We start from the raw sequence: 25670 nt of genomic DNA on the forward strand, positions 1-25670 counted from the left end.
GTGCCCCTATTCCCTTACTCCCATGCCCTCCACCCTTACCCCTCTGCCCCAGCCCCCTTCCCATGAACAAACTCATCCGAAACATCGTCGGCTTTTCGCTCAGGAACCGCTTCTTCGTCTTTTTCATGACGGTGGCTCTGGTCATAGCCGGTATTTATAGTTACCTGAATACGCCCCTCGAAGCGTTTCCTGATGTCACGAATACGCAGATTATCGTCGTCACGCAGTGGAACGGTCGCTCGGCGGAAGAAGTCGAACGGTTTGTGACGGTGCCGATCGAAGTAGCCATGAACTCGGTTCAGCGGAAAAGCAACGTCCGCTCGACGACCATGTTCGGTTTGTCGGTCATGAAGATTATTTTCGATGACGGGGTCGATGATTTCTTTGCCCGCCAGCAGGTCAATAATCTGCTGCGGAACGTGTCGCTACCCGACGGCGTCGAACCCGAAATTCAGCCACCGTACGGACCGACCGGTGAAATTTTCCGCTATACACTCGAAAGCCCGAACCGCGACAGCCGCGAACTGCTCACCCTGCAAAACTGGGTCGTCGACCGGCAACTGCGGGCCGTACCGGGCGTAGCCGACATTGTGGCGTTTGGCGGGCGCGACAAAATCTACGAACTCCGCGTCAACCCAACTCAACTCACCAAGTACGACATTACGCCCCTGGAAGTGTACCAGGCCGTTACGCGCAGCAACATCAACGTCGGGGGCGACGTCATCGAGCGTAACGGGCAGGCGTATGTCGTACGCGGCATTGGGTTACTGACGTCGGTTCAGGACATCGAAAACATCCTGATCGAAGAAGCGGGCGGCAATCCGGTGCTGGTCAAGAACGTGGCCGAAGTGGCTGAGTCGAACCTGCCGCGCGTGGGTCAGGTTGGGCTGGACAAAAACGACGACGTCGTGGAAGGCATCATCGTGATGCGGAAAGGCGAAAACCCGAGCGAGATTCTGGCGCGGGTGAAAGACAAAATCGAAGAGCTGAATACTCGGGTGCTGCCCTCGGACGTGAAGATGGTGACGTTCTACGACCGCGACAACCTCATCGAATTTTGTACGAAAACCGTGCTCCACAACCTGACCGAGGGAATTATTCTGGTTACGGTCATCGTCTTTCTGTTCATGGCCGACTGGCGGACCACGCTGATCGTGTCGATCATCATTCCACTGGCATTACTGTTTGCGTTCATGTGCCTGAAACTGCGCGGCATGTCGGCCAACCTGCTGTCGATGGGCGCGGTTGATTTTGGGATCATCATCGACGGGGCGGTGGTGATGGTGGAAGGAATTTTTGTGTCGCTGGATCATCTGGCGCACAAAACAGGCATGGCTCGCTTTAACCGGATGGCCAAACTGGGCCTGATCCGCAAAACCGGTGGTGACCTGGGAAAAGCCGTTTTCTTCTCCAAACTGATCATTATTACGGCGTTGCTGCCCATCTTCTCGTTCCAGAAAGTGGAGGGTAAAATGTTTTCGCCCCTGGCCTGGACCCTCGGGTTTGCGCTGCTGGGTGCGCTGCTGTTCACGCTGACGCTGGTGCCGGTGCTGTGCTCGATGCTGCTGAAGAAAAACGTTCGTGAGAAAAATAACCCCATTGTCAGCTTCTTTAACCGCATCGTCATGGCTGGTTTTGGCTGGTGCTTCCGAAACCGGCGGCTTAGCCTGATTGCATCGATTGGTTTTATGGGCGCTACGTTTTTCTCGGCTTCGCTGCTCGGTACGGAGTTTTTGCCGCAACTCAATGAAGGCGCTTTGTGGGTGACGGCCGAGCTGCCCATGAGTATGTCGTTGCCCGAAAGCGTCGATATGGCCAAAACCATCCGGCAGGATCTGAAGACGTTCCCAGAAGTCAGGCAGGTGCTCTCGCAGGTGGGCCGCTCCAACGACGGCACTGATCCCAACGGCTTCTATTTCTGTCAGTTTCAGGTCGATCTGAAGCCTAAAGATGAGTGGACACGCAAAATCACAACCGAGCAGCTCACCGACGAAATGGATGCGAAGCTCAAAAACTACGCGGGCATTCTGTACAATTATTCGCAGCCTATTATCGATAACGTGGCCGAAGCGGTGGCCGGTTACAAAGCCAGCAATGGGATCAAGATTTTCGGTCCGGACGTCTACGAGCTGGAAAAATACGCCAGTCAGGCGATGGAAGCCGTCAAAAACGTGGAGGGGATCAAAGACCTGGGTATTATCCGCAATGTCGGGCAGCCCGAGATGAGTGTCTTGTTTCACGACCACAAAATGGCACTCTACGGCGTATCGACGGCCGATGCGCAGGCGGTGATCGAAATGGCGATTGGTGGTAAAACTGCGTCGATTCTGTACGAAGGTGAACGCAAATTCGATATCCGGGTGCGGTTTCAGCCCGAATACCGGCAGAGCGAAGACGACATTATGCGGCTGATGGTGCCGACTATGAGCGGGGGGAAAATTCCGCTGAAGGAAATTGCCACCATCCGGCAGGTGACCGGTCCGGCGTTTATCTACCGCGATCTGAACAAGCGCTTCATCGGCGTCAAGTTCTCCGTACGCGGCCGCGACCTGGGCAGCACCATCGCCGAAGCGCAGCAGCGTGTGCGCGAGAAGCTCAATCCGGCGAAGGGTTACTCGGTCGAATGGGTGGGTGAGTTTGAAAACCAGGTGCGCGCAACGGGCCGTCTGGGCCAGGTGGTCCCCATCAGTATCGCGGCTATTTTCGTGATCCTGTTCATCACCTTCGGCAATGCCAAAGATGCCGGGCTTGTGCTGCTCAACGTACCGTTTGCGCTGATCGGTGGAATTCTGGCCTTGCACGTCACGGGTATGAACTTCGGCATTTCGGCGGGCGTGGGCTTCATTGCGCTCTTCGGCATCTGCGTCCAGAACGGGGTGATCCTCATTTCGGTATTTAATAACAACAGACAGGCCAGAATGCCACTCGATCAGGCGATTCGCGAGGGGGTCCAGTCGCGCATCCGGCCCGTCGTGATGACGGCACTGATGGCCGCGATCGGATTACTGCCGGCTGCCGTTTCGACCGGTATAGGCTCCGAAACCCAGAAACCACTGGCCATAGTGGTAATCGGCGGACTGATCACCGCAACGATTCTGACGCTGCTGATTTTTCCGATCATCTACCGGCTTTTCTACCGTCGGGAAACCCACAGGAAACCCAGAGCGTTGGCCGTGGCTGAGGTATAAATAACACAGGAGTTGCCTCATACTCAACCGAATCTACCGTTCACTAAATGACTGGCGGTGAAGAGCCGAGCTTGCCATAAACTTTGTGTTAGTGACCCAAAAATATCGTAAACCCCTAACACATAAGCGTATGAAACCGGTAAAGTTTGAGAAGAATAAGGTGAATTTCGAAGACTTCAAAGCAGACACGTCCACCGAAAAGTTGCTGGAGACATTGGCCGTTCCGGATAGTGCCCTTTTGCCGTGGTTCTTTTCAATAGACGTGCTGAGTGTAACCAAAACGGTCGGTAAAGGTCGCACCAACCTGACGTTCATCAAACCGGATATCGTTCAGGCCGATGCGACAACGCCTTACGCCAGTTTCAACCGGCAAAATTCACCGCAACGCAATCCAATCATCCAGATGCATTTTGAGCCGAGCGCCTACGGAATTACCACGGTTTCAAACTACATCATGGTCTTTTCGGTAGAAACGTCGGGGGCTGCGGGCTTCAACCTGCAGGGATATGCGGGGGCGGGTTCGGTCGGAAATGCCGGACCAAGAACGCTGAATGGCAAACAAACGGCTTCGCTGACGTTCAACAACGTTCCGCCGACACAGCAAATTTACGGCTATATGGAGCAAACCTCCGGGGCTGCATGGAGCTACTACACTACCTCCATGCGCTTTCCGATCATCATCTTTCAACCCTGAAAAGCCGGGCTAAAGCACCACGAACTCGACCCGGCGGTTCTTTTTGCGGTTTTCTTCGTTGTTGTTGGGCGCGACCGGATCGAGCGGACCGCGCCCAACGGCTTTCAGGCGGTTTTTCCGGATACCCTTGCCGACCAAATAGTCGATCACGGCCTGGCAGCGGTCACGCGAAAGTTGCGTATTGAGATCAAAATCACCCTGATTATCAGTATGCCCGTGGATTTCGATCCGCAGTGATGGGTATTGCGTCAGGACACCGTATAACTGATCGAGTTCCGTGTAAGACTCAGACCGTAACACCGGACTGCTCTGATCGAAGTAAATTTTGTTCAGCCGGATACTCTTTCCCTTTTCAATCAAACCGAAAGACTTGGTTTTTACGGCCGACACAGATGCTACACTGGTGACCTCGACAGCGGGGGTGGTTTCAACTTCATCGGGTATCGGCTCCTCATTCGGTAACCGCGCAACAAGCCTGATCACTTCTTCGGTTTTTTCTTTATGGATCACCAGCGACTTAGTAAAGCTTTCGTAGCCTTTGGCGGAGCCGGTCAGCTGATACACACCCATATCCGGCAGAACAGCCGTAAACTGCCCAATCCGCGGACTCGGCACAAGCGTAATCGGTGCCTGGCCAACTCGCCCCATCAGGGTAAACTGGCCACCCAGTATGGATTTGTCGGTCCGGCTATCGACCGACCGAATCGTCAGGCTGATGATGAGTTTATCCAGCTCGGCATCGAGTTCATACAGCTTACCGGAGGGCGGCACGTCGATCGTTAGTTGCCGGCCCACCGACTTGTGGCCGGGTGCGCTGACCTGGATATCGAGGTTATCGGGTTCGGTAAACTTCCGTTGAACCCGACCATTTTTGATTGGCAGTCGTTCGGATTTGCCGGTCGTGCGCGACGTAATGGTCGCAACAGCGGTCGATAAGGGTTGATTAATTTTTCCGGAAAAGGCTTTTATGGTCAGCACACTGGGTTTCAGGTGCGTCAGCTTCATGATGAGTTGCTGCGCGATCGCCAGGTTGATCACGCGGGTTTTGGCCGGCAGGAAAGCCGGAGCCGAAGCCTGAATGCTCAGATAGGAACCGGGCGGAGCCGCCAGTCTGAATCCCACACTATCAGACACTGCGGGAATAGCTTGCCCGGTTTTTTCGTCAAGTACGGTTATTTTCCCATGCGTTACCACCGTATCTGATTCGGTATCGACCAGACGAACGGTAATGCTTAGCAGGGAGGCCGGTTTGAGTTTGCGAGCTGAATCCGCCAAAGCCATCGGCCGCACCTGTAATGGGGCGGCCGTCAGGCTTTTTTCTGTACTGATATAGCCTACGATCAGCAGATACGTCAGTAGCAGTCTAATGAGCGGGCCACGACCTATTGCTATGGATACGAGTTGACACATTGTTTCCTGCCTGTCTCCTTGTCAGAAAGCAAACATATGCATTAACATCCATTTAGCCACTTCACCAATTGACTCTCGGTGTAGCGCGGGGCTTCGCTCGTTCTGCAGTAAGCCTGGCCTCTGCGGGATTTGTCGATTAATGCGCTGCGGTTGTCGACATCGGCGGATTGATCATGATGTGCGCGCGGTGGGTGCCGGGATCCATGATCCAGGGCATGCCCGGCGCTTCGGGTTTGGTCGGCAGGCCCGTACTCTCGGCCGTAGCATAGGGAATATACACGACGTAGCGCAGGTAGCCGTTTTTCACCTCACCCGTTGCCGGGGTATACTCTTCATCTTTAGCCGTGTACGAGAACAGCGACGACGGATGGGCCGGCATCGTCAATTTCTTATCCTTCACTTCCTGCTCACGGGCAGCCAGAATTTCGGCTGGCTTTTTCCCTTCTTTTTTCAGAACCCGGCCCCGCTCCATAAATGGGTCCAGGTCTTTATGATAACAGGACACGCTCAGGCCTTTCTGGGCCGGATCATCGGCGAGGCACACCAGTTCATTGGTTCCTTTTCGCAGTACTACAAACTCATTTTTAGGCGAATAGCCATACACCGTTGCACCATCGCGCTTATCGGCCGGAGCCGCCAGCACCGCCGTTTTGATCTGCACCTCAGGGGATGGAATAACCGGCGTTTGCGCCAGAGCGGCCAGCGCGAAGCCAGAAAACGTACAGCCAGTCAAAAGGGAAGCAATGATTTTCATGGTCGGGGTTGGGTTTGGAAAACAATTAGTAATGAAATCGGCACTGAATAATGTGTAGTCGACCGGCTTCAGCTCTGTGGACGAGCCGGTGTTCGTCCGTTATACGACGGGACCAGAAACCTGACAGGTTTTCCTTCAACGGTTCAGGCTTGCCTTTCCCATCGAAGGGGGTTCGCAAACACTCTTTTATAAGCTCATTAATTCGTCGGAGAACCGCCTTATCTGTCTGCTGCCAATATAGATAATCTTCCCAGGCATCCTTATCCCAAGACAAATCCATATCTATTCCTCCAGCAAGCTATGGTTTTCGTAGTCTCCCCGGTTAGCCCGTTCGACAGCATCCATCAATCGATTCCGATTTTTTTCAGAGCTCAGTAGGTGAAGCGTTTCTTTGAGCGAATTATATTCCCGAAGCGAGATAAGCACAACGTTCTTATGTTCACTACGGTTGATAATAACGGTATCGCCATCATCACTGACCTGATCGAGCTTAGCCTTCATCGAACGCCGAAACTCTGAATAATTAAGAACCTGCATCGTTAATCACTTATTTACGTACGAATATACGTACTTAATTTATAAAACTATTGATACCCCCGCGCCTGCAGGCCAAACAGTTCTGCATAGCGCCCGTCTTTTTCCAGTAGTTCGTAATGCGAACCGATTTCGAGGAGCGTGCCATTTTCCAGTACCAGAATCCGGTCGGCCATGCGAACGGTACTGAACCGGTGCGAGATAATCACCGACGATTTGCCTTCGGTTAGTTGGGCAAACCGTTGAAATACCTCGTATTCGGCACGGGCATCAAGGGCCGCCGTGGGCTCATCCAGAATGATCAGTTGGGCATCGCGCATATAGGCGCGCCCCAGCGCTACCTTCTGCCATTCGCCCCCCGACAGCTCTACGCCTTTTCCGAAGGAGCGGCCCAGTTGCTGATCATAGCCTCCGGCCAGTTTGGCAATCACCGTATCGGCCAGGCTTCGTTGCGCGGAGGTTTCGATGCGCGGCTGGTTTGTTCGTTCGTCGATGTCGCCAACGGCAATGTTGATACCGGCCGACATCTTAAAACGGGTATAATCCTGGAAAATGACCCCGATGTTGCGTCGCAGTTCCATCAGATCGTACTCACGCAGGTCGTAACCGTCCAGCAGAATGCGTCCTTCGGCCGGATCGTATAGCCGGGCCAGCAGTTTGACCAGCGTCGTCTTTCCGGCGCCGTTTTCGCCCACTAACGCTAGTTTTTCGCCCGCCTGGAGCGTGAACGACAGGTTGCGAAGCGCCCAACGCTCGGAGTTGGTATATTTAAATCCAACGTTCTCGAAGACAAACCCGTCCCGAATCGGACGAGGAAAAGGGCGGGTCGTTTTGGGTGAATGAATGAGCGGCTGGATAGCGAAATAGTCGAACAGATCCTGCAAATAGATGGCTTCCTGCGTCAGGCTACTGAACTGAAGCAGAATACCTTCCAGCGAACCGCGCACCTGCCGGAACGAGCCCGCCAGAAAAGTCAGATCACCCAGAGAAATATGGCCGTTTACCGCCCGCATCACGATCCAGACATAAGCGCCGTAATAACCCGCCGTACCCAGTATAGTCAGTAAGGTGCCCCAACTGGCCCGACTGATGGCCAGTGCCCGATTTTTCAGAAAATACGCCCACGACAAGCTCCGGAACCGGTCGATCAGAAAATCGGACAGGCCGAAAATTTTAACTTCTTTGGCCGTTTCATCGCTGGCACCTACGTAGCGAAGGTAGTCGAGTTCGCGCCGTTCGGGCGTCCAGGAGCGGGAAAGTGAATAACTACGCTGGTTGAAATAGTTATCGCCGATAAACGAGGGCGTAACGGCCACCAGAATCAGCAGCAGGAGCCAGGGGTTATAAACGGCCAGACCAGCCGCCAGAAAGCCCACCGAGATCAACTCCTGCACCTGACCGAACACGCCAGACAGCAGCACCGTCCGACCGCTTGTCTGACGCCGGGCACGTTCGAGTTTGTCATAGAACGTTGCGTCTTCGAACTGTTCCAGGTCGAGCGTAGCCGCATGTTCCATCAACCGGATAGAGGTCTGATTGGCAAACAGATCGCCCAGCAGGCTATCCATGAGCGCTACTGCCCGGCCCAGTGCGGTCGAGAAAATAGCCAGTGCAAATTCGGCGGCTATGAGCCACCATAAGTAGTGTGTATCGTGAACTGCTGACTGATCTTTGGTGAGCGCAACGACCTGATCGATGATAAGTTTACCTATGTAAAGAGTAGCCGCCGGAATTGCTGCCCGCATCAGGCGCAGAGCCGCGTTACCCAGAAACAAGCCCGGAGAAACCTGCCAGACCAGCTTGAAAAAGGCGGGTAGATTACCCAGCGCTGCAAAGCGTTCGCGCCAGCTTACGTCTTCCTTCGTCTTAGCATCGGTCAGCGGTACATGTGGATTTTGTGTTTTTGCCATACACAAAAAAGACAAGCACTACCTTCATTTAGTTCAACGCGTCTGGCTTTCCGGCGGGTCTTAAAAAGCCGGGCCATTTCGGCGTTAATTTATTGAGAATGACAAGGAATCATAGTAGCCCACCCCTCTCCCGGGCCAGCCAACCGCCTGCTGCTGTTTGTCGATCTGACCCCTAACTCCATACGCATTTTCGAAAGACGGCATAAGCAGGTTTGAGTAAATTACTGCCTACTTTTGAGCAATGAAATACTTTACCTTTCTGGGCCTGCTTCTTTGTTTATTAGCCAGTGTCGTTCGCGCCGACGAGCCGACGGGTATTCGGTTCTTTACGGGCTCCTGGCCGGAGGTGCTGGCTGAAGCCAAACGACAGAATAAACCCATCTACGTCGATTTTTACACAAACTGGTGCCCACCCTGTCGGCGCATGGCCCGGGAAGCCTTTCCGAACCCGCAGATCGGAGCCAAATTCAACGAATATTTTATCAGTTATCAGGTCGATGCTGAAGCGGGTGAGGGTGTCGATCTGGCAAAACGATTTACGGTTCAGAGTTACCCCACGGCGTTGTACATCATTCCGACTGGCGAATTAGTGCATCGGGCCGTTGGGTATGCGGGTGTTGGCGCCATGCTTCAGCAGGCCGACATGATTTTGAAAATGCCTAAAGTGCGCCAGTCCAGACGGAAGCGAGTACATACGACCGACCTGCCCATTTCGCCCGCTCAACCCGATACCGTAGCCGGGCAGACGTTTCCCCGATAAGCTGTAAAGTAGCTTTCCACTTCATTATAGCCAGTACCGGCGAAGTAGCGGGCTGCTCGTCTTGGCTTACTGATTAAAACGATTTAATCACACAAATTAAATGGCCAGTCGTTAAAAAGGTATTCAGTTTAATCAAACATCCTGCCACGTGAAACAAAATGCATCGGTTAATTTTTTCGAGCGATTTGCCTCCAGAGCTACGCAATCTACGGGTTCTTCCAGTGCTTTTCTGATCGCCCTGCTGACGGTCATTATCTGGATCATTACCGGACCGGTATTTCACTACTCCGATACCTGGCAACTGGTTATCAACACCGGAACTACCATCATCACGTTTCTGATGGTGTTTTTGATTCAGAAATCGCAGAATAAAGATTCTCTGGCAATGCAGATCAAACTCAACGAACTCATCGCCGTCAATCGCAAAGCCAGCAACCGGCTGCTGAACGTAGAAGACCTGACCGAAGAGGAACTTCGGGCGCTGCACCGCTTTTTTGGCGAGCTGGCGACTAAAGCCAAAACCGAAGCCAGCCTGTCGGAATCCCACTCGGTGGAGGAAGCCGAAGATATTCATGATGAGAAAGTAGAGGCTTACAAAGAACGGGTTTTTGCCCGCCGGAAGGATCGCCCAGCCACGAAACAATTAGCCTCCCACCCCAAAAAATCGCCGGATAAGAAATCGAAGAAACCGGACAACAGCTAAAACCCAGTGGCTGAGTAGCTATCTTACTGCTCCCGATCCGACGTCAGGCAGGTTCTTCGTGAATCGCCCGCTTATGAACAGTTCCTGATCTCGGAACGTTATAAGCAGACAATATAGCTAATTCTATTTCTCAGATTGTTTCACCGTATGGATCAGCCAGCATCGGCTCAGTTACCCTATTCCGACGAAGCAACCTTACTCCGGCGTTCCTACGATCAGCTACAAACGGCGCTTAGTATTGGCCTGATCGCCACCTGGTTCTGGGATATTGGCAACGACAAAGTGTATGGTGATCCGAATCTCTTCCGGCTGTTCGGTATCGCCGAACCTGAGCTCTCGGCCGGGTTGCCGATCAATACCTTTACCAACGTTATTCATGCCGACGATCGGGAGCGGGTGCAGACGCTCATCGAGGAGGCCGTCGGTTCGGGGCAGATTTACGAAGCGGAATACCGTATTATCGATAACGTTTTCGAAAGCCGGTGGGTGCTGTCCCGGGGCCAGGTAAGCTTCGACGAACAGCGCAATCCACTTTCTTTTTCGGGGGTTCTGATCGACGTGACAGGGCGAAAGCTGGCCGAAGGGCGCTCGCAGGTGGCCGAAGATCAGCTGCGGCTCGCCCTCGAAGCCGCTCAGCTCGGCACCTGGGATTTCAATCTACTTACGAAAGAACTACTCTGGTCGGACCGCTGTAAAGAATTGTTCGGCCTCTCCCCTACCGCTCATGTCGATTATTCCGTCTTTTTACAGGGCCTGCATCCCGATGACCGGGACCGAACGGACCGGATCGTTCAGCGGGCCTTACAGGGAGAAAACGGCGGCCGGTATGATACTGAATACCGAACTGTTGGGCTCGAAGATGGGCAACTTCGCTGGATTCGGGCCAATGGAAAAACGAAGTTCAATGATGAAGGTGTAGCGACGCATTTTATTGGTACGGTGATCGATATTACCGACAGCAAACAGGCCGAAACTGTGCTGCAACAGCGTATCGCCAGGCACTCGCAGGAGCTGGAGCGGCAAACCCAACAGCTCCGGACCACGCTTGACGCGTCGCTGAACAGCATTATTGCCATGACGGCCATTCGCGACGACAGCGGCACCATTGTCGATTTCATGATGGATACAGCCAATGAGGCCGTCATCCGAAGCAATTTTATGACCCCGGAGGAAATAATCGGGCGGTCGATGCTGACGGTTTTTCCGGGAAATAAAGACAACGGTTTCTTCGATCTGTACGTAGATGTTGTCAATACGGGCAAACCGCAGCGAAGCACCCAGTACTACCGCGACGACCTGGGCCTGGAAGGCTGGTTTGAGGTGTCGGCCGTCAAACAGGATAACGATGGTGTGGTCGTGACGTATAATAACATTACCGAACGGAAGCAGGCTGAACTGGCGGCTCAACGACAGGCAACCGAGCTGCGGGAAGCCAATGCCGAACTTAAGCGTTCGAACGAAAGTCTGCAGCAGTTTGCCCACATTGCATCGCACGATCTGCAGGAGCCGCTCCGCCGTATTCAGTCTTTCAGCGACCTGCTGAAAACCCATTTTGCCGATAGCCTTTCCGATGGTGAGCGCGACATGGTCCAGCGGATTCAGCGATCGGCCCACCGGATGCAGTTATTGGTCAAAGACCTGCTTACGTATTCCAAACTAAGTACGTATCGCGAACCGTTCCTGCCCGTGTCGCTGAACGAGGTGATTCAGGACGTCGTCAATGATCTGGAGATGAGCATCAGCGAAAAAAACGCGGTTGTTTCCGTTTCCGATTTGCCCGAAGTGCTGGGTAGTGCATCGCGGCTTCGGCAACTGTTCCAGAACCTGATCGCCAATGCGCTGAAGTTCAGCCCACCGGATACAACGCCAGTCATCAGCATAGCCTGTCATTTGGCCCAGCCGCAGGAATTACCGTCCGATTTACAGGAAGCGGTCCATACATCATACTGGCTGATTACCGTAGCCGACAACGGCATTGGCTTCGACGAACGCTACAAAGACCGCATTTTCACGCCTTTTCAGCGGTTGCATGACCAGGCTGCTTACGGCGGCACCGGTATTGGTCTGGCTATCTGCCAGCGCGTAACCGAAAGCCACGGTGGGGCGATGGACGTCAGCAGCCAGCCTGGTCAGGGATCGACCTTCAAAGTTTTTCTTCCGGTATCAAGCCAGTAACCCCGCTCAAGCCGGATACAGGCTACCCGAAACCGGCGTTTCGGTCTGTCTGAAAACTGTCTGGTACTGCTCGAAGGCTTTTTTAGCGGCCTCGACAACAGCATCGGGCTGCTGATCACCCTGTTGCAACGCAAAAGCGCCAAAGCGTTTCCACTGGCTACCCGTCGATGGGCCATATCCCAGGTAAAACCGGGCATCAGCCAGCAGCGGCTGAATTTCGACGTTGTTCTGCAACAGGCGCCAGATCACCGTGCCCCCCAGCATTGACCCTTCGCCTACGTAAGCCGCTCCCAGCAGCGCCATAGGCGACCAGTCGGAAAATAGGGCCGATGAGAACGCCGGCTGCGGTTCATGCAGTTGCGCCAGATCGGCCTGGAGCCATCCGGTTTTCCGTCGGGTTTCAGGTTCATAGGCCCGAAAAAAACCAGGATACCGATCGATGGCCGTTTCAAGAGCCTGGTGGTAGTTCAGGTGCGTACGAAGTAGATGCCTGTACTGCTCGACGGTGAGTGTGCCATTTTGCAAGGCCTCGGTGTAAAAAAGCTGCTCGGTCTGTTCGTGTTGTAGCCGGGTTTCCTGCCGCAGGCGGTCGAGTAAGGTCGTCATTTGTACTCCGTTCGGATATTGCTTTCCAGCCAGAAAGCGCACAGCTTTCCGATTACGCTTCCGGTGGCATGGTAACTACCCGGTTTTATGATATAGGCATTGACGCCAGCTTCGTAAGCAGACTGGACGTCGTTTGGATGGTCGGAGGTGCTGAAGGCCACGATAGGTACGAACCGACTCCGGTCGAGTGAGCGGGCCTGCTGAACCACGTCGAAGCCACTGAGTCCGTTCAGGTTTAAGTCTACCAGAATGAGTTTGGGTAAGGTATACATCTCCCCCCGGTAACGGCCTCTGCCGGTCAGGTAGTCGACTGCTTCGGAACCACTCTCAAGGACCTTGAAGGTAAGTGCCTGATCTATTTTTCGAACCAGGCGACTAAATATATCCGCATCGTTCGGATTATCTTCCACATATAAGATGTCCATCATAAGCCAGATCGTCAGGGGGTAATGACCGGGAAAGAGACACTGAAGGTTGTGCCTCGGTTAGGTTCGCTCTGAAACCAGATTTTACCCTTGTGCCGATTGATGATTCGTTTGACAATGGCCAGCCCAACGCCGGAGCCTTCGAACTCGCGGGCGTTGTCCAGGCGTTTGAACAGGTCAAACATCTTGCTCGCCTGCTTCATATCGAACCCAATTCCATTATCGACAACGGTATAAACAACCTCATCTTCTATTTGTTGCCCATTTACCCGTATATAGGCTTTCGGAGCAAGCTGCGTATATTTAGCGGAGTTGCTTAACAAATTGGCGAACAGCTGAAAGGCCATCGTAGTATCCGCAATAATGGGGGGCGTATCGCCAATTTCGAGCACCAGCGCCCGCCCTTTGTTGGTAACCATAATTTCTTCGCGAAGCCCTTCCAGCAACTGCCGCATATCTACCGACTGCATGGTCAGCTCCGTTCGCCCCATGCGCGAGTAATACAGGATGTGCCGGATCAGGCCCCGCATGCGCTCGGTCGAGTCGATTACTTTCTGAAACAGATCCCGGGCGTCGGGCTTGAAATCCTGTCCGTATTCTTCGAGTAAAATTTCGGAATAACACCGGATAGACGACAGGGGGGTGCGCAGATCGTGGGATACCGTGTAGCTGAATGCATCCAGCTCTTCGTAGGCGACCTGGAGCCGCTGATTGAGCAGACGTATTTCGTTGGCCTGCTTAGTCACGACCTGCAGGATATCCTCGCGCAGCTTCACCACTGAGCCAATTTCGGCTTCGCTCCAGGGTTCCGATGTATTCCGGACCAGCTCCGTCCAGGCCGCAAAGCTCGTTCGGGGCGTCAGTCGCGATAACCCGTCTTCATCGACCGTCACGGGTTTGTTGGGGTTACCGGCCCAGGTAACCTGCTGAATCTGTTCGGGTTTAAACCAGAGCAGGTACTCGTTGAGTTCGCGCGATAGCACAATGGTCAGCAAACCCGCGCCAACGTCCCGGAACGCTTCAGCCGCCGGATATAGCGTCGGCAAGCGGTTGGTTTCCAGGAAGGTTTCTGTATTTGTCGTACGCACCCAGTCGGCCAGCGCCCGAACGGCTGCTTCATCGGGCGTTTTTCCGAGCAGGTATACCTTATCGTTGAAAAGCAGGGCCGCACCGGTAGCCTCGGTTACATCCAGCGCCGTCACCGGCGATTTGATCAGTGCGCGCACCACATCGTCGCTCAGCAGCAACTGCTCATGCAACCGCTGAATGCGTTGCCCGTACTGCAACTGACTCGTTTTATCTTCCTCATCTTTGCGAAACTCCAGCGCAGCCGATAGCAGCTGGCTAACGAATTTGGCGGCCTGCCGCGCCGGATAATCGACAAAGCGGGGCGTGGTATTGTGGCAGGAAATAAGCCCCCAGAGCTCTCCCCGGTACATCAGTGAGATACTCATGGACGCCTGAATACCCATATTTTTCAGGTACTGAATATGCACCGGCGACACAGCACGCAGCACGGAATGCGTCAGATCCAGCGGGCGATCGTTGGGCCATCCGGGCTGCGACAGAATGCGGGAGGGCGTGCTACCGACGTCGGCAATCATCCGAACCAGGTTGATTTTATAAAGCTCCCGGGCCTGCCTGGGTATGTCGGATGCCGGATAATGCAGTCCCAGATACGGCTCCAGATGTTCTTCTTTGGCTTCAGCCACCACGTGCCCGTGCCAGTCTGCGTTGAATCGGTAGACCATCACCCGGTCGTAACCGATAATGGTTTTCACACGTTGGGCCGTGTTCTGTAAAAGATCGGCCAGAGTTCGGCTAGCCTGTACCTGTGTCAGGGCCTGAGCAATCAACTGCTGATTGATCAGCGCGGCCCGTTCATCACCTACCGGCTCCCACTCCATCAGAATAAGCCCTTCGTGCTGGTGGATGATCAGGTTCCAGGGGGTGCCCTTCAGCATGATCCGGTGCGGATTCATGGTTTCCCAGGATTCATTCCGCTTTACGACGTTCAGCAGTTCGGTAAGCGTGTTTTCGGGTAGGTCAGTCTTTGCTACTAATGCCGTAAGGGGTTTACCAACCAGTTGAGCGGCTGGTACGTCCACTAAATCAACAATGTTTTCGCTGGCATGAACAATTGAGTATGAATCAGGCTGAATGGCAAGCAGATAACCATGCGACTGGATATGCCCCAGAATATGAATAGGTTCCCGTTCGCAGTTAGTCAGGTCAACAGGTAATAAATCCATTGAGTGAGTTAGAGGATTGATTCCGAATGGGCTCATCGAGCCCCATTGTAAAGATATTAACCAATAGGCTAACTGGGTGTTCTTCGAAACACTATTTTCTTTGACGCTCCGGACGAAAGCCGACCTCACTGGAAGCCATCGTAGTAGGCTACGGTTTCGGCCAGTTCATAATCGGTCAGCTTCTTGCTGGTCAGGTGTTGCGTCAGCCGTCCCAGTTGGTCACCCAGCGCATGCAGCACGGATTTACGAGTTAGGTCTACCCGTTTAGGCGCTTCGTTTTCTTTCTGAATGTAGTACAGCTTTTGCTGCTTATAGATCCCATCGAAGCCCTCCATCGAATCGTAGGCGTCGGTCTCGTGTAACACCAGTTTGCTTTTGACTTGCTTCAGCAATTTGGTTCGGCCTGCGTACAGGACCATGTAATACACGCGTTGGGGCTTACCTAACTGGTTACTGATCTGACTGATAAACCGTTTTCCATCAACGGTGAATGCGTCTGCGGCAATGGCATACTCCCGATTATCTCCGTCAAACCGGCATCGTAGCTCATTGGTCACTACATTGTAGGCAATCTGACAGGAAATCGACTTCTTTGTTTGGTATATTTCCAGCGTACCGGGTTGCCAGATGGGAAACGTCAAATATTCACTGCCCAGATAAACGCTCCGCGACAGAGCCTGACTCCGATCGGGCCGGTTAAGCAAAAACCCGCCCGACGACGGCCGGTTATCACAGGTTGTCACAAGGCGCTTCTGCTCATCCAGCGAAACTACACACTGGCCATAGCCGACCAGCGGCAGCATCAGCCAACTGATGAACAGGGTTAAGAGATATTTCATAGCCGTTGTCTCAGAACTTTAGATCTTTTTTTTATGAATTTAGTAAAAAATAGACACTCGTATGGCCCCGCTCTTTCGGTTGATCCGTCAGGATAAACAGTCATCTGCTCACTAGACCAGTAAATGCTGATTGCCCGATGCATTTATACATACATAGTAGCTAGACACCCCCCATTCATGCCAAATCAGATTCTGGTAATTGGTAGCTCGAATACCGATATGGTCGTCAAGACCGACAAATTACCCGCTCCCGGCGAAACGGTTCTCGGCGGTACATTTCTGATGAACCCTGGCGGTAAAGGAGCCAATCAGGCAGTAGCGGCCGCCAGACTGGGCGGCCAGGTCACCTTCGTAGCCAAGGTTGGAGACGATATTTTTGGGCAGCAGGCCGTTGAGGGGTTTCGGCGGGAAGGCATCGATACGGCCAACATCGTGATGGACACCGATCACCCGTCGGGCGTAGCACTTATCAACGTCGATGCGTCGGGCGAGAATTGCATAACCGTCGCGCCCGGAGCCAACGCTCACCTAAAACCCGCCGAAACGGAAGCGGCTCTGCAAGCCGGTGGACCCGGTGCGCTGGTTCTGCTCCAACTCGAAATCCCGCTACCGACCGTCGAGTATGTGGCCCGGCAGGCAGCAGCGCGGGGCTTACGGGTTATCCTGAATCCTGCACCAGCTCAGTCACTTCCGGCCGCCTTGCTGCCGCACCTGTTTCTGATTACGCCCAACGAAACCGAGGCTGAGTTGCTAACCGGTATTCGCGTCGCCGATCTGGCTACAGCGGAGCAGGCGGCTCAGAAACTATATACGGCCGGCGTCACCAACGTCGTTATCACGCTCGGTTCAAAAGGTGCCTACCTATACACCGAAACCCATAAGCAACTAATCACCACATCGGCCGTTAAGGCCATCGACTCGACAGCGGCCGGTGACTGTTTCAACGGGGCGCTGGCGGTGGCTTTAGCGGAAGAAAAATCACTGGTCGAAGCCGTCGCTTTTGCCTGCAAAGCTGCATCGGTTTCGGTTACGCGCATGGGCGCACAGGCGTCGATGCCTACCCGAGCTGAAATCAGGGAATGAATCTCATCCAGTCCATCGTATAAAACGACCCTTTTCCTCATGAAAACTGTGTGTATAGCCATCCTGGCACTGCTGTCGGCTGCAATTCCGCCCGGCAAATTACCCAAAACCGCAGCTACGATAACCCTTTCGAAAACAGCGCTTCAGAACAAAATCAAGGGCGGCTGGGCGGGTCAGGTCATCGGCTGTACGTTTGGTGGCCCGACCGAATTTCGGTTCAATGGAACCATGCTCAATGATTATCAGCCGATTCCGTGGTATGATGGCTATATAAAAAAAACCATGACCGAAAATCCGGGGCTGTACGACGACTTATACATGGACCTGACGTTCGTAGATGTTTTTGAGCGAAAAGGCCTCGATGCACCCGTCGCCGAACACGCCAACGCTTATGCCAACGCGAGTTACATGCTTTGGCACGCAAACCAGGCTGGCCGCTATAACCTCCTGAACGGCATGAAAGCGCCCGATTCGGGCCACTGGCTAAACAACCCCCACGCCGACGACATCGACTTTCAGATCGAAGCCGATTTTTCGGGGCTGATGGCTCCGGGCATGCCCAACACGGCGGTGCAGATCGGCGATCCGATTGGTCACATCATGAACTACGGCGACGGCTGGTACGGGGGCGCTTATGTAGGAGCTATGTATGCGCTGGCATTCCGGCCGGGCAATCAGGCAGATCTGCCGGGTCAGGTGAAATCCATTGTGAAAGAAGCCCTCAAAACGATACCCGCGCAGAGCACCTTCTACCAGTGTATTGCCGACGTCATCAACTGGCATGAGCAATTCCCGAACGACTGGAAACGGACCTGGTTTGAGATCCAGCGAAAATGGGCCGATGAGGTTGGGTGTCCGGAAGGCGTATTTTACCCGTTCAACATCGATGCAAAGATAAACTCGGCTTATATCGTTCTGGGGCTGCTGTACGGCGGGGGTGATTTCACGAAAACCATGGAAATAAGCACCCGGGCCGGGCAGGACTCAGACTGCAATCCGGCATCGGCGGGGGGTATTCTGGGCACCTTGCTCGGCTACGACAAAATTCCGGCCTACTGGAAGCAGGGGCTCGCGGAAGCCGAAGACATCGACTTCAAGTACACCACTATGTCGCTCAACGACGTGTACGCCATGAGTACGAAGCACGCGTTGCAGGTCATCGAACGGAACGGGGGGAGGCTCAACGGCGACCAGGTGACCATTGCGCTGCAAACGCCCAAAGCGGTTCGGCTCGAACAGGCTTTTCCGGGCCATCATCCGGTGCTGGTGACGAGCATCCGGAAAGACCTGGACAATGAATACAGCTTCGATTTCGATGGTATTGGTTTTGTGGTCAAAGGCGAGGCCAAACCGAAAAACCGGAGTTCGTGGGGCTATGAAAGCAACTTCGCCTTCAACACGGAGCTGTATCTCGATGGCCGGAAGATCGAGACGGCGAAACTACCCGTCGATTTCACCCATCGCCGGTACGATCTGTTCTGGAAATATCAGCTGCCCAAAGGCAAACATACCGTACGGGTCAAGGTACTCAATCCCGACTCGGAACATGTCGTACGGATGAACGAGGTGCTGGTTTACAGCGACCAGCCGGTCAAATCGAAACTATAGGTTGACGAACACAGCAGCACAGAGAACACAGCGGTACAACGGACGGCTCGGTGTTCATTCCTTTCAGCGATGTACCTAAAATACTGCCTTCTGCTGCTGATTACAGGTTCGGCTTATGCTCAGCGGTTAACGCCACCGACCATTTTTGCCGAACCGGAACAGGCCTTGCAGGCTTACCAGGCAAACCTGGCGCAACTTCGGCAGGTGCACCGCAACCACCGCGAGCTGCCCAATCTGAAGTTCTTCCTGTTCGGCATGGGCGATCGGCTCAAGCTTATCTACCGCAACGGCCGCTTGCTGAACGCCCTGACCGGTAATATCGAAGAGCAGTGGCCGGTGAAGCGCGAAATCATCGTACCCTCGGAATACCTGGTTCAACTGACCCTGGCCGACCAGCAAATAATCCAGATTCGCGAGGATGAAACCGGCGTCTGGATACTTCAGCCCAACAAACGCCCGCGGTTGATTGCCGGGACGCGCAGTCGGATCAATCTGCCCCGTTTTGCGGCCAAAACGTTTGGTCCGCTACTGCGGGTATTGCATCAGGAAGTGCTGATCAATGTTATCGACGGCCGACCTATGCCAAATTTCCTGGTTTACCAGAAACCCTGGTATCGCGATGCGGCCCAGATGGCTATGGTGCTGCGCGAGACGGCAAATCTGCACCTGGTTCAGGACTGGCTTATGGCCCTGCGCGACCCCTTCGACCGCAACAACCAGCTCGAAGCAGACAACCTGGGGCAAGTGCTGTTTCTGGTATCGCTGGTGGCCGACAAGAACCATCCGATTGTACCTGTCGTGCTGGATTCAGTTCGAAAATTCCGAAGAGAAAACTATATCACGGGCATAACCGATGGAGCCGAACACCCTGTTTATCAGACTAAATGGCTCAAATATGGGCTCAAGTCCCTCAAATTACCCGACCCATATAGCATTCCGAAACAGTACGACAGTTACGCTGGACTGGTATGGTGGGAGTATAAAAGTGACCCTGTCGGGGGCGAACGATTCGACGAGGCCACCAGCCGTAACTCACCTTTTCTGACCTGGGCCGAAGATCATTTTTATAGCCGGTCCGGCGCGCCCGAAAACCATGGTATGGTTGGTAGCATCGACTATCCGCTCAGTTGGCAGCAGAGAGACCTGGATGCGCACTATCCGGCCCTGACCGTCCTCGACCGGGAGTTGGTCAAGCAGAAAATCGCCTTCCCGCACGCCTGGCATGCCGCCGAAATGTTTCTGCTGTTAATCGAGCAATGAAGGAATCGTGACCTCTTTACTTATCGCTGCCACCACCGATGGTAAAGCCCACTTTGGCGGTTATGTACGAATTACGGGCTTCTAGCGTCCGGTTGGTAGCCACAATATGCACCTGCGTGTTGCTGACCAGGTTATAAGCCAGGTCCAGATTACCGCGCCCCATTTTCACCCCCACTCGAACCAGACCACCAAGCACCGTAGTGGTAGGCAGTGGGTAAGACGTTGTAATGCCAAACCGCGAATCCCGCTGTGTGCTCGGATCGGTGTAATAAAGCCCGACGCCAAGTCCGGCATAGGGTTTCAGAATACCACTGGTATTGACAATGTAGTTGGCCGTAATTACCCCCGACATGAAAAATTTCGCGTTGGTCTGAAAGACAATCACCTTATCGATAAACTCAGGGCGCTGAACAAAAGCCTGCTCCAGGCGTAAACCCAGGTCAACATTCTTGATAATGCGGTACTGCGGCTCCAGACTATAGGCAAAACCGCCTTTACTGATCGCATCGCTGTTCGAATAATCGCCGGTTACGCCATAGCCAGCCGCTACGTTCACTTTGAAGGGTTTCGAATTTTGAGCGCTCAAAACAAAAGGAACCAGCACTAACACACTGAGGAACAGATATCTCATGGAGAATTTTATGATTTTACTACGTACTTACATTTACTCATCCGGGTAAGCGAGTCATGCTGAAGATTCGCATAACGTCGGTAGGGTTGGCAGACCAGCGCAAAATATTCTTTTGTGTTTGCCGACCGATTGGCAACAGGCTTTCTCTTCTGTACAAGAGATTTCGGGTTTCCGTTGCACACCCTGCCCACAAAACCGCTTTCACTGACCTGTCAGGCGTTCATTCACTTACAAGATGAAGCAATTCCATCGGCTGCTCTACTTGCGGTTCAGCTTTCTGTATAGCCAGCCAATGATTCAGCCGACAAAGATACGCGACGTATTGGTTATGCCGTTTGGTTGCACCAATCAGATTGTGCACAAGCTCAAAACCGGCCCGGCCCGCATACCCTACACAACGAACCTTACTGGCTGATGCCTACACGCTTGCCTGCATGAAAACGGGTATCTGTCGAATTGAGAAATGTTAGAAGCAACAGGGTAGCGTTCCCGAAAATGGGTGTTCAGGAAGCCATCCATCAGTTAGCCACTCCGAAAGCGAGCAATACGTTCCCCGGAATTTCGCCGAATGAGCCGTACCCCGAGTTGACAAACAGCATTCCATCGGCAATCACCGGCGATGGCCCGTCGATGGCTCCACCTTTGCCTGGTACACCATTTACGGTCTGATAGTCTTTGACCGTATCGTACTCCCACAGGATTCTGCCATCCGTCGTATCATAAGCCCGCAGATGGCCATCCAGCGCACCGGCAAACACGACGCCGGGAATTACGGTCGGTGCCGCAGAATTGGCTTCGAGGCAACCTTTTCGGCCGGTGCAGGATGGCGCGGGGGTATTCCAGATTACCTTGCCCGTTGTTACGTCCAGTGCAAATAGCCCCGGCGCAGGTCTGATGAGTGAATCGACTTGCGGATCGATCCCATATTTATTATCGGCATTGGCGGCATAAACGAGCTTACCATCGGTAGCCATTCCCCAGTGGATGCCACCCAGGGCTCCGCCGTGGCCGATGCGCGTCTGCCAGATGACTTTTCCACTTTCGGGCGACAGGCCATAGACGACTCCCGATTTCTGCCCAACCACCAGTAGCTCACCACCGCCTGGCTGCTTCACCAGAATCGGTGCCATGCCAAAATCATGATCAGGCCCTATTTTCTCGGGACAGTTGGGGTTGCCCGGACACGCCAGATTCCAGGTATCGTTTTTCGTTGCCTGAAACGACCAGACCAGTTTACCCGTTTTAAGGTCCAGCGCCTGAATGGCATCGCTACTGGTGGTGGCCGGAGCCGTGTAGTTCTCGCCGGTTCCGAAATAAAGTAGCCCTCGTTTGGCATCGACGGTGGGGCTGCTCCAGACAATCGCGCCGGATGGTCCGAACAGGGGCGAGCCATCTTTCTTTTTGCCCACCACCCGTGCTTCGTCCGGGATGACCCGATGCCGCCAGACTTCCTGCCCTGAACGCGTATCGAGGGCAACGATCTCACCCGATGACGAACAACAGGGGTAGCCCGGGTCCAGCACCGATGCCACTTCGATGGATGTCAGCGGTATGTAGACCTGATTGTCATACACGGCAACCGAACCCGTAACTCCTGACTGCGGATGCCGGCCACTTTTGCTTTCCCACAGCAGCTTCCCCGTTCTGACGTCGAGGGCGTAGACGTTCGTGTTGTTATCAGCAAAGAAAGCCTGGATGGTGTTGCCGCTCTGAACCACACTGATTGCCCCCCGAACGGCCGCCTTGGCCAGAAACCGCCAGCCGATTTTACCGGTGTTTTTATTCAGGCAATAAATTTCTCCGAACTGGCTACCGACAATCAGCCAATCGCCCACAAGGGCGGGTTTGCTGCGAACCTGGTTGGCTTCGGGAAAAGCGAACGCCCATTTGAGTTTCAGTCGCCCAACATTCGCGGCCGACATACCCGCCTGCTGCGCCGATCGATACCCGGTACCTTCCAGATTTCCGCCCCAGCCGGAGTGGTGTACCAATGGGTTTTTAGTGGCTGGCAGGGTAAAGGGGCTATAAGCTTCTTGCGGAATCGACGGGTCGATCAGTGGCTTGCCAGCTATCCATTGCGCAACGGCTTTCCGCTGTTCGGTAGTCAGTTCTTTCGCCTGCACCCGCATTTTACCGGTTTCCAGCGCGGCCAGAATGGCCCTCGGAGGCATTTGAGCCAGTACCAGATAGCCGGGTGCGCCAACGTTCGCGTCGGATTTGTGGCAGGCATTGCAGGTTTTTATGTACAGCGCCTGCCCTTGCATGGCTACGGTCGAATCGAGTTTCTGAGTAAAGCCGAGGCTGGATTGGAGGAACAGAAGACCAAGGGCCATTCCAGACCAGTTGAGCTGGTAAACCCAGGAATCGTTTTTCATAAGGAGTCAGCGTTTAAGTCAGGGTCTTGTCGATCCAAAGGTCGACAGGCGCTGTCGTCAGTCCTTGTCTTTTTGGACAAATGGCTGTTAACTACCCATAAACGACTGATTCTACAGGATGAAATTTCCCTGCTCATTCACTGACCGGAGCGAGCACTATTTAGCAGAAATGATCAGGACCAGCCCTAATACGTAGCAAATTCCCATCAGCAACAGATACCGGCTCGAAATGACAGGGGCGCTCCGGAACTCCTGCCAGATGAACACCCCCCACAAAACAGCAATGATGGTAGCGCCCTGCCCCAGACCATAGCTGATGGCGTAGCCAGCCGCCCCCGACGCCAGCAAACTCGACGCCATGCCCAGGCACCAGATCATTCCCCCCAAAATGCCGATTCGATGGCTGCGCCCACTTACGTCGAGGTAGCCGATTTCGTCGTCGGCAGGCTTGCTCGTGAAGCGACGGAGAACCGGTAAGAACAACGGGGTGCTGACCACAACTCCCAAGCCGAACATGACCAGGGCCGTATAGGGGGTCAGCAGCCCCGGAGCCGGATGGGCAAAATCGGTTGCCATGGCCCGGGCCACAAAGTAGAAGAAGAAACTCATCAAAAAGCCGCCCACCAGCGAAATCACCAATCCGCGCGTACTAACGGACTTATCGGCGGTAGCTTTGGATCGGTAGGCCAGCGCGCTGAAAACGACGGCCAGAAAAATGGCGAAAACTCCGCCCGACAGCAGCCCGACCCGCCCGACAGGCGACAAAATATAGTTCACCACAACCCCCAGAATCAGGGCTAGTCCAATACCGACAGGCATTGCCACCGACAAACCCGCCAGTTCGATACCCACCACGATGAGAATATTGGCGATGTTGAACACAAATCCGCCCGCCAGCGCAAAAACGATATTCTGCGTTTCGGCCTGGCCAAAATCCGTCAGAAACGACCGGCCCTGCGACCCTATACTCCCCAGAGTGAACGCCAGTAACAAGCTCAGTATCAAAATACCATATGTATAATCCCGGTAAAAAATGGTTGTCGGTACTGATTGTGTCGTCAACTTCTGGGTGTTCGCCCAAGAGCCCCAGCAGAACATAGTCAGAAAACAAACGACAACGGCCAGGGGATAATAGGAGATAATGAACATGGATGTGTATATGCAGGTTAAGATAGGGATTCGTAAAAATAGCACAAAAGATCGAATATCTATAATATTCGTAAGTATATATACTCATTGCCAGGTATAAGGGAACACTAAAGCCTGTGGTTGTTTCCTACCTTTGCGTTTATGAATTACATCTACGTTCTTTTCGCGTTTTTGGTGGGTCTGGCCATCACGGTTCAGGCCGGGGTCAATGCCAATCTGCGCCAGGCTATGGCCAGCCCTATTCTGGCCGCCATTATTTCGTTTGGGTCGGGCTTCATCGTGCTGGTCCTGTTGTTTCTGGCCTCCGGCGATTCGATTCCGGATAACACCACCATTCGACAGGTGAGCTGGTGGAAATGGACAGGCGGAGCGATGGGCGCGCTATACATGATCACCGTCATTGTCAGCGTTCCAAAGATTGGAACGGCCAACCTGGTCAGCCTGAGCGTAGCCGGTCAGTTAATTGCGGCACTGGTGCTGGACCATTACGGCCTGCTGGGCTTTGCGCAGCACCCGGCCAACGGCTGGCGTCTCCTGGGAATCATGCTGATTGTTTCGGGAGTTTTACTGGTAGTGAGAAATTAATGGATAATGAAAAATGAAAAATGGATAATGGATAATGGGGAATGGCTAAATCGAACAAGCGTTTGTGCTCGTTGTTCATTCTACATTATTCATTGTACATTAATTATTATGCCGATCAATTACCGCTTCTACCCTTCGTTGCTGAATGTCTTCTCGCGCTATTTACAAGGCGGCAATTTTTCGATGCAGGAACTGATCGACTCGATTAACCGCATTCCGACGCCTACGACGGTGGCTCAGGAACGCGGAATTTCGTTTGAGGAAGCAATTGTCAAAGGCACCGACGAGGCTCGCTTCGATCCGGCGATCATCGCCAAGGTTCGCAAATTGCTTCCGCGACCGATCGTCGATACCCAGGTGTATTGCCAGTGGGAAATCGACGACGTGCTGTTTTATGGTTATGTCGATTTGATCGGCAAATTCAAAGCGGTCGATTTAAAAACGACGTCGTCCTACCAACCAGGTCGTTACGTGCATAATCACCAGAATTTATACCTCCATGCGCTGAAACGCAAAGGCATCAAACTCATGGAGTATGTCATTACGGATTTTAAGGAGGTATATGTGGAAAGTTACGCTCTGACTCACCCCATTGAGAAGCAACTGGAAGAAATACGGCTATTCAAAGCTTTTCTGGAAGAGCACCGCCCATTGATTACGGATGCCAAAATATTTGTAACACCGGGCGCCGATCCCGATGCACGCCGACGGCCCGCCTGACGACCCGTG

The 25670-nt window shown here is 53.6% G+C and carries 23 protein-coding genes; 11 read left to right on the forward strand and 12 right to left on the reverse strand.

Annotated elements, in window-relative coordinates:
• Positions 1-62: 62 nt before the first annotated feature.
• Positions 63-3188 (forward strand): efflux RND transporter permease subunit, encoded by a 3126-nt coding sequence (locus ACYVC2_RS30295; protein WP_461109075.1) that lies wholly within the window; start codon positions 63-65, stop codon positions 3186-3188.
• A gap of 130 nt (positions 3189-3318) precedes the next feature.
• Positions 3319-3882 (forward strand): hypothetical protein, encoded by a 564-nt coding sequence (locus ACYVC2_RS30300; RefSeq protein WP_461109077.1) that lies wholly within the window; start codon positions 3319-3321, stop codon positions 3880-3882.
• Positions 3883-3891: 9 nt separating this feature from the next.
• Here the strand turns inward: ACYVC2_RS30300 and ACYVC2_RS30305 are convergent, their stop codons facing one another.
• The 5 genes from ACYVC2_RS30305 to ACYVC2_RS30325 form a co-directional block, all read right to left on the reverse strand.
• Positions 3892-5292: an OmpA family protein gene (locus ACYVC2_RS30305; protein WP_461109079.1), complete on the reverse strand. Its 1401-nt coding sequence runs from the start codon at positions 5290-5292 to the stop codon at positions 3892-3894.
• A 136-nt stretch (positions 5293-5428) separates the two neighbouring features.
• A complete protein-coding gene (locus ACYVC2_RS30310) occupies positions 5429-6046 on the reverse strand; it encodes a hypothetical protein (protein ID WP_461109081.1) in 618 nt (205 codons plus the stop codon).
• Between the two features lie 25 nt (positions 6047-6071).
• Positions 6072-6326, reverse strand: a complete 255-nt coding sequence (locus ACYVC2_RS30315; RefSeq protein ID WP_461109083.1) for a Txe/YoeB family addiction module toxin — start codon at positions 6324-6326, stop codon at positions 6072-6074.
• Positions 6327-6328: 2 nt separating this feature from the next.
• Complete coding sequence (locus ACYVC2_RS30320; protein WP_461109085.1) at positions 6329-6583, reverse strand: type II toxin-antitoxin system Phd/YefM family antitoxin; 255 nt, start codon at positions 6581-6583, stop codon at positions 6329-6331.
• A gap of 47 nt (positions 6584-6630) precedes the next feature.
• Positions 6631-8490, reverse strand: a complete 1860-nt coding sequence (locus tag ACYVC2_RS30325; RefSeq protein WP_461109087.1) for an ABC transporter ATP-binding protein — start codon at positions 8488-8490, stop codon at positions 6631-6633.
• A gap of 241 nt (positions 8491-8731) precedes the next feature.
• Between ACYVC2_RS30325 and ACYVC2_RS30330 the strand changes: the two genes are divergently transcribed.
• The 3 genes from ACYVC2_RS30330 to ACYVC2_RS30340 all read left to right on the forward strand — a co-directional run bounded on the left by ACYVC2_RS30330 (position 8732) and on the right by ACYVC2_RS30340 (position 12128).
• Positions 8732-9250 carry a thioredoxin family protein gene (locus tag ACYVC2_RS30330; RefSeq protein ID WP_461109090.1) on the forward strand — a complete coding sequence of 173 codons (519 nt, stop codon included), beginning with the start codon at positions 8732-8734 and terminating at the stop codon, positions 9248-9250.
• A gap of 148 nt (positions 9251-9398) precedes the next feature.
• On the forward strand, positions 9399-9953 hold the full coding sequence (locus ACYVC2_RS30335; protein WP_461109092.1) for a low affinity iron permease family protein: 555 nt from the start codon (positions 9399-9401) through the stop codon (positions 9951-9953).
• A 147-nt stretch (positions 9954-10100) separates the two neighbouring features.
• A complete protein-coding gene (locus ACYVC2_RS30340) occupies positions 10101-12128 on the forward strand; it encodes a PAS domain-containing sensor histidine kinase (protein ID WP_461109094.1) in 2028 nt (675 codons plus the stop codon).
• A gap of 6 nt (positions 12129-12134) precedes the next feature.
• Here ACYVC2_RS30340 and ACYVC2_RS30345 read toward each other — a convergent pair whose 3' ends face one another.
• From ACYVC2_RS30345 to ACYVC2_RS30360, 4 genes are all read right to left on the reverse strand, one after another.
• Positions 12135-12776, reverse strand: a complete 642-nt coding sequence (locus ACYVC2_RS30345) for a biliverdin-producing heme oxygenase (protein WP_461109096.1) — start codon at positions 12774-12776, stop codon at positions 12135-12137.
• Positions 12731-13162 carry a response regulator gene (locus ACYVC2_RS30350; protein ID WP_461109098.1) on the reverse strand — a complete coding sequence of 144 codons (432 nt, stop codon included), beginning with the start codon at positions 13160-13162 and terminating at the stop codon, positions 12731-12733. The genes ACYVC2_RS30345 and ACYVC2_RS30350 overlap by 46 nt, the downstream gene beginning before the upstream one ends.
• 11 nt (positions 13163-13173) lie before the next feature.
• On the reverse strand, positions 13174-15411 hold the full coding sequence (locus ACYVC2_RS30355; RefSeq protein WP_461109100.1) for an ATP-binding protein: 2238 nt from the start codon (positions 15409-15411) through the stop codon (positions 13174-13176).
• A gap of 125 nt (positions 15412-15536) precedes the next feature.
• A complete protein-coding gene (locus tag ACYVC2_RS30360) occupies positions 15537-16250 on the reverse strand; it encodes a hypothetical protein (protein WP_461109102.1) in 714 nt (237 codons plus the stop codon).
• A 177-nt stretch (positions 16251-16427) separates the two neighbouring features.
• Between ACYVC2_RS30360 and rbsK the strand changes: the two genes are divergently transcribed.
• From rbsK to ACYVC2_RS30375, 3 genes are all read left to right on the forward strand, one after another.
• Complete coding sequence (gene rbsK / locus ACYVC2_RS30365; RefSeq protein WP_461109104.1) at positions 16428-17333, forward strand: ribokinase; 906 nt, start codon at positions 16428-16430, stop codon at positions 17331-17333.
• Positions 17334-17372: 39 nt separating this feature from the next.
• Entirely contained in the window at positions 17373-18941 is a 1569-nt protein-coding gene (locus ACYVC2_RS30370) for an ADP-ribosylglycohydrolase family protein (protein WP_461109106.1), read from the forward strand.
• Between the two features lie 69 nt (positions 18942-19010).
• Entirely contained in the window at positions 19011-20201 is a 1191-nt protein-coding gene (locus ACYVC2_RS30375; protein ID WP_461109108.1) for a hypothetical protein, read from the forward strand.
• A 16-nt stretch (positions 20202-20217) separates the two neighbouring features.
• On the opposite strand, the gene ACYVC2_RS30380 is transcribed toward ACYVC2_RS30375, so the two are convergent.
• On the reverse strand, positions 20218-20832 hold the full coding sequence (locus ACYVC2_RS30380) for an outer membrane beta-barrel protein (protein ID WP_461109110.1): 615 nt from the start codon (positions 20830-20832) through the stop codon (positions 20218-20220).
• A 235-nt stretch (positions 20833-21067) separates the two neighbouring features.
• Here ACYVC2_RS30380 and ACYVC2_RS30385 point away from each other — a divergent pair, with 235 nt between their 5' ends.
• Positions 21068-21247, forward strand: a complete 180-nt coding sequence (locus tag ACYVC2_RS30385) for a hypothetical protein (protein ID WP_461109112.1) — start codon at positions 21068-21070, stop codon at positions 21245-21247.
• Between the two features lie 103 nt (positions 21248-21350).
• Here ACYVC2_RS30385 and ACYVC2_RS30390 read toward each other — a convergent pair whose 3' ends face one another.
• Complete coding sequence (locus ACYVC2_RS30390; RefSeq protein WP_461109114.1) at positions 21351-23207, reverse strand: outer membrane protein assembly factor BamB family protein; 1857 nt, start codon at positions 23205-23207, stop codon at positions 21351-21353.
• Between the two features lie 156 nt (positions 23208-23363).
• A complete protein-coding gene (locus ACYVC2_RS30395) occupies positions 23364-24356 on the reverse strand; it encodes a multidrug DMT transporter permease (RefSeq protein WP_461109116.1) in 993 nt (330 codons plus the stop codon).
• A 141-nt stretch (positions 24357-24497) separates the two neighbouring features.
• Here ACYVC2_RS30395 and ACYVC2_RS30400 point away from each other — a divergent pair, with 141 nt between their 5' ends.
• Positions 24498-24941, forward strand: coding sequence for a DMT family transporter (locus tag ACYVC2_RS30400; protein WP_461109118.1), 444 nt, complete (start codon positions 24498-24500; stop codon positions 24939-24941).
• A gap of 108 nt (positions 24942-25049) precedes the next feature.
• Positions 25050-25661 (forward strand): PD-(D/E)XK nuclease family protein, encoded by a 612-nt coding sequence (locus tag ACYVC2_RS30405; RefSeq protein ID WP_461109120.1) that lies wholly within the window; start codon positions 25050-25052, stop codon positions 25659-25661.
• The last annotated feature ends 9 nt before the right edge of the window (positions 25662-25670 follow it).

It is taken from the genome of Spirosoma koreense (assembly GCF_054777875.1).

What these genes read in the sequence shown, in the direction of transcription:
- ACYVC2_RS30330 (WP_461109090.1), top strand. Translation starts at nt 8,732, where the DNA reads ATGAAATACTTTACCTTTCTGGGCCTGCTTCTTTGTTTATTAGCCAGT.
- ACYVC2_RS30360 (WP_461109102.1), bottom strand. Translation starts at nt 16,250, where the DNA reads ATGAAATATCTCTTAACCCTGTTCATCAGTTGGCTGATGCTGCCGCTG.
- ACYVC2_RS30300 (WP_461109077.1), top strand. Translation starts at nt 3,319, where the DNA reads ATGAAACCGGTAAAGTTTGAGAAGAATAAGGTGAATTTCGAAGACTTC.
- ACYVC2_RS30325 (WP_461109087.1), bottom strand. Translation starts at nt 8,490, where the DNA reads ATGGCAAAAACACAAAATCCACATGTACCGCTGACCGATGCTAAGACG.
- ACYVC2_RS30400 (WP_461109118.1), top strand. Translation starts at nt 24,498, where the DNA reads ATGAATTACATCTACGTTCTTTTCGCGTTTTTGGTGGGTCTGGCCATC.
- ACYVC2_RS30340 (WP_461109094.1), top strand. Translation starts at nt 10,101, where the DNA reads ATGGATCAGCCAGCATCGGCTCAGTTACCCTATTCCGACGAAGCAACC.
- ACYVC2_RS30320 (WP_461109085.1), bottom strand. Translation starts at nt 6,583, where the DNA reads ATGCAGGTTCTTAATTATTCAGAGTTTCGGCGTTCGATGAAGGCTAAG.
- ACYVC2_RS30350 (WP_461109098.1), bottom strand. Translation starts at nt 13,162, where the DNA reads ATGATGGACATCTTATATGTGGAAGATAATCCGAACGATGCGGATATA.
- ACYVC2_RS30370 (WP_461109106.1), top strand. Translation starts at nt 17,373, where the DNA reads ATGAAAACTGTGTGTATAGCCATCCTGGCACTGCTGTCGGCTGCAATT.
- rbsK (WP_461109104.1), top strand. Translation starts at nt 16,428, where the DNA reads ATGCCAAATCAGATTCTGGTAATTGGTAGCTCGAATACCGATATGGTC.
- ACYVC2_RS30315 (WP_461109083.1), bottom strand. Translation starts at nt 6,326, where the DNA reads ATGGATTTGTCTTGGGATAAGGATGCCTGGGAAGATTATCTATATTGG.
- ACYVC2_RS30395 (WP_461109116.1), bottom strand. Translation starts at nt 24,356, where the DNA reads ATGTTCATTATCTCCTATTATCCCCTGGCCGTTGTCGTTTGTTTTCTG.
- ACYVC2_RS30385 (WP_461109112.1), top strand. Translation starts at nt 21,068, where the DNA reads ATGAAGCAATTCCATCGGCTGCTCTACTTGCGGTTCAGCTTTCTGTAT.
- ACYVC2_RS30390 (WP_461109114.1), bottom strand. Translation starts at nt 23,207, where the DNA reads ATGAAAAACGATTCCTGGGTTTACCAGCTCAACTGGTCTGGAATGGCC.
- ACYVC2_RS30295 (WP_461109075.1), top strand. Translation starts at nt 63, where the DNA reads ATGAACAAACTCATCCGAAACATCGTCGGCTTTTCGCTCAGGAACCGC.
- ACYVC2_RS30355 (WP_461109100.1), bottom strand. Translation starts at nt 15,411, where the DNA reads ATGGATTTATTACCTGTTGACCTGACTAACTGCGAACGGGAACCTATT.
- ACYVC2_RS30305 (WP_461109079.1), bottom strand. Translation starts at nt 5,292, where the DNA reads ATGTGTCAACTCGTATCCATAGCAATAGGTCGTGGCCCGCTCATTAGA.
- ACYVC2_RS30380 (WP_461109110.1), bottom strand. Translation starts at nt 20,832, where the DNA reads ATGAGATATCTGTTCCTCAGTGTGTTAGTGCTGGTTCCTTTTGTTTTG.
- ACYVC2_RS30310 (WP_461109081.1), bottom strand. Translation starts at nt 6,046, where the DNA reads ATGAAAATCATTGCTTCCCTTTTGACTGGCTGTACGTTTTCTGGCTTC.
- ACYVC2_RS30405 (WP_461109120.1), top strand. Translation starts at nt 25,050, where the DNA reads ATGCCGATCAATTACCGCTTCTACCCTTCGTTGCTGAATGTCTTCTCG.
- ACYVC2_RS30375 (WP_461109108.1), top strand. Translation starts at nt 19,011, where the DNA reads ATGTACCTAAAATACTGCCTTCTGCTGCTGATTACAGGTTCGGCTTAT.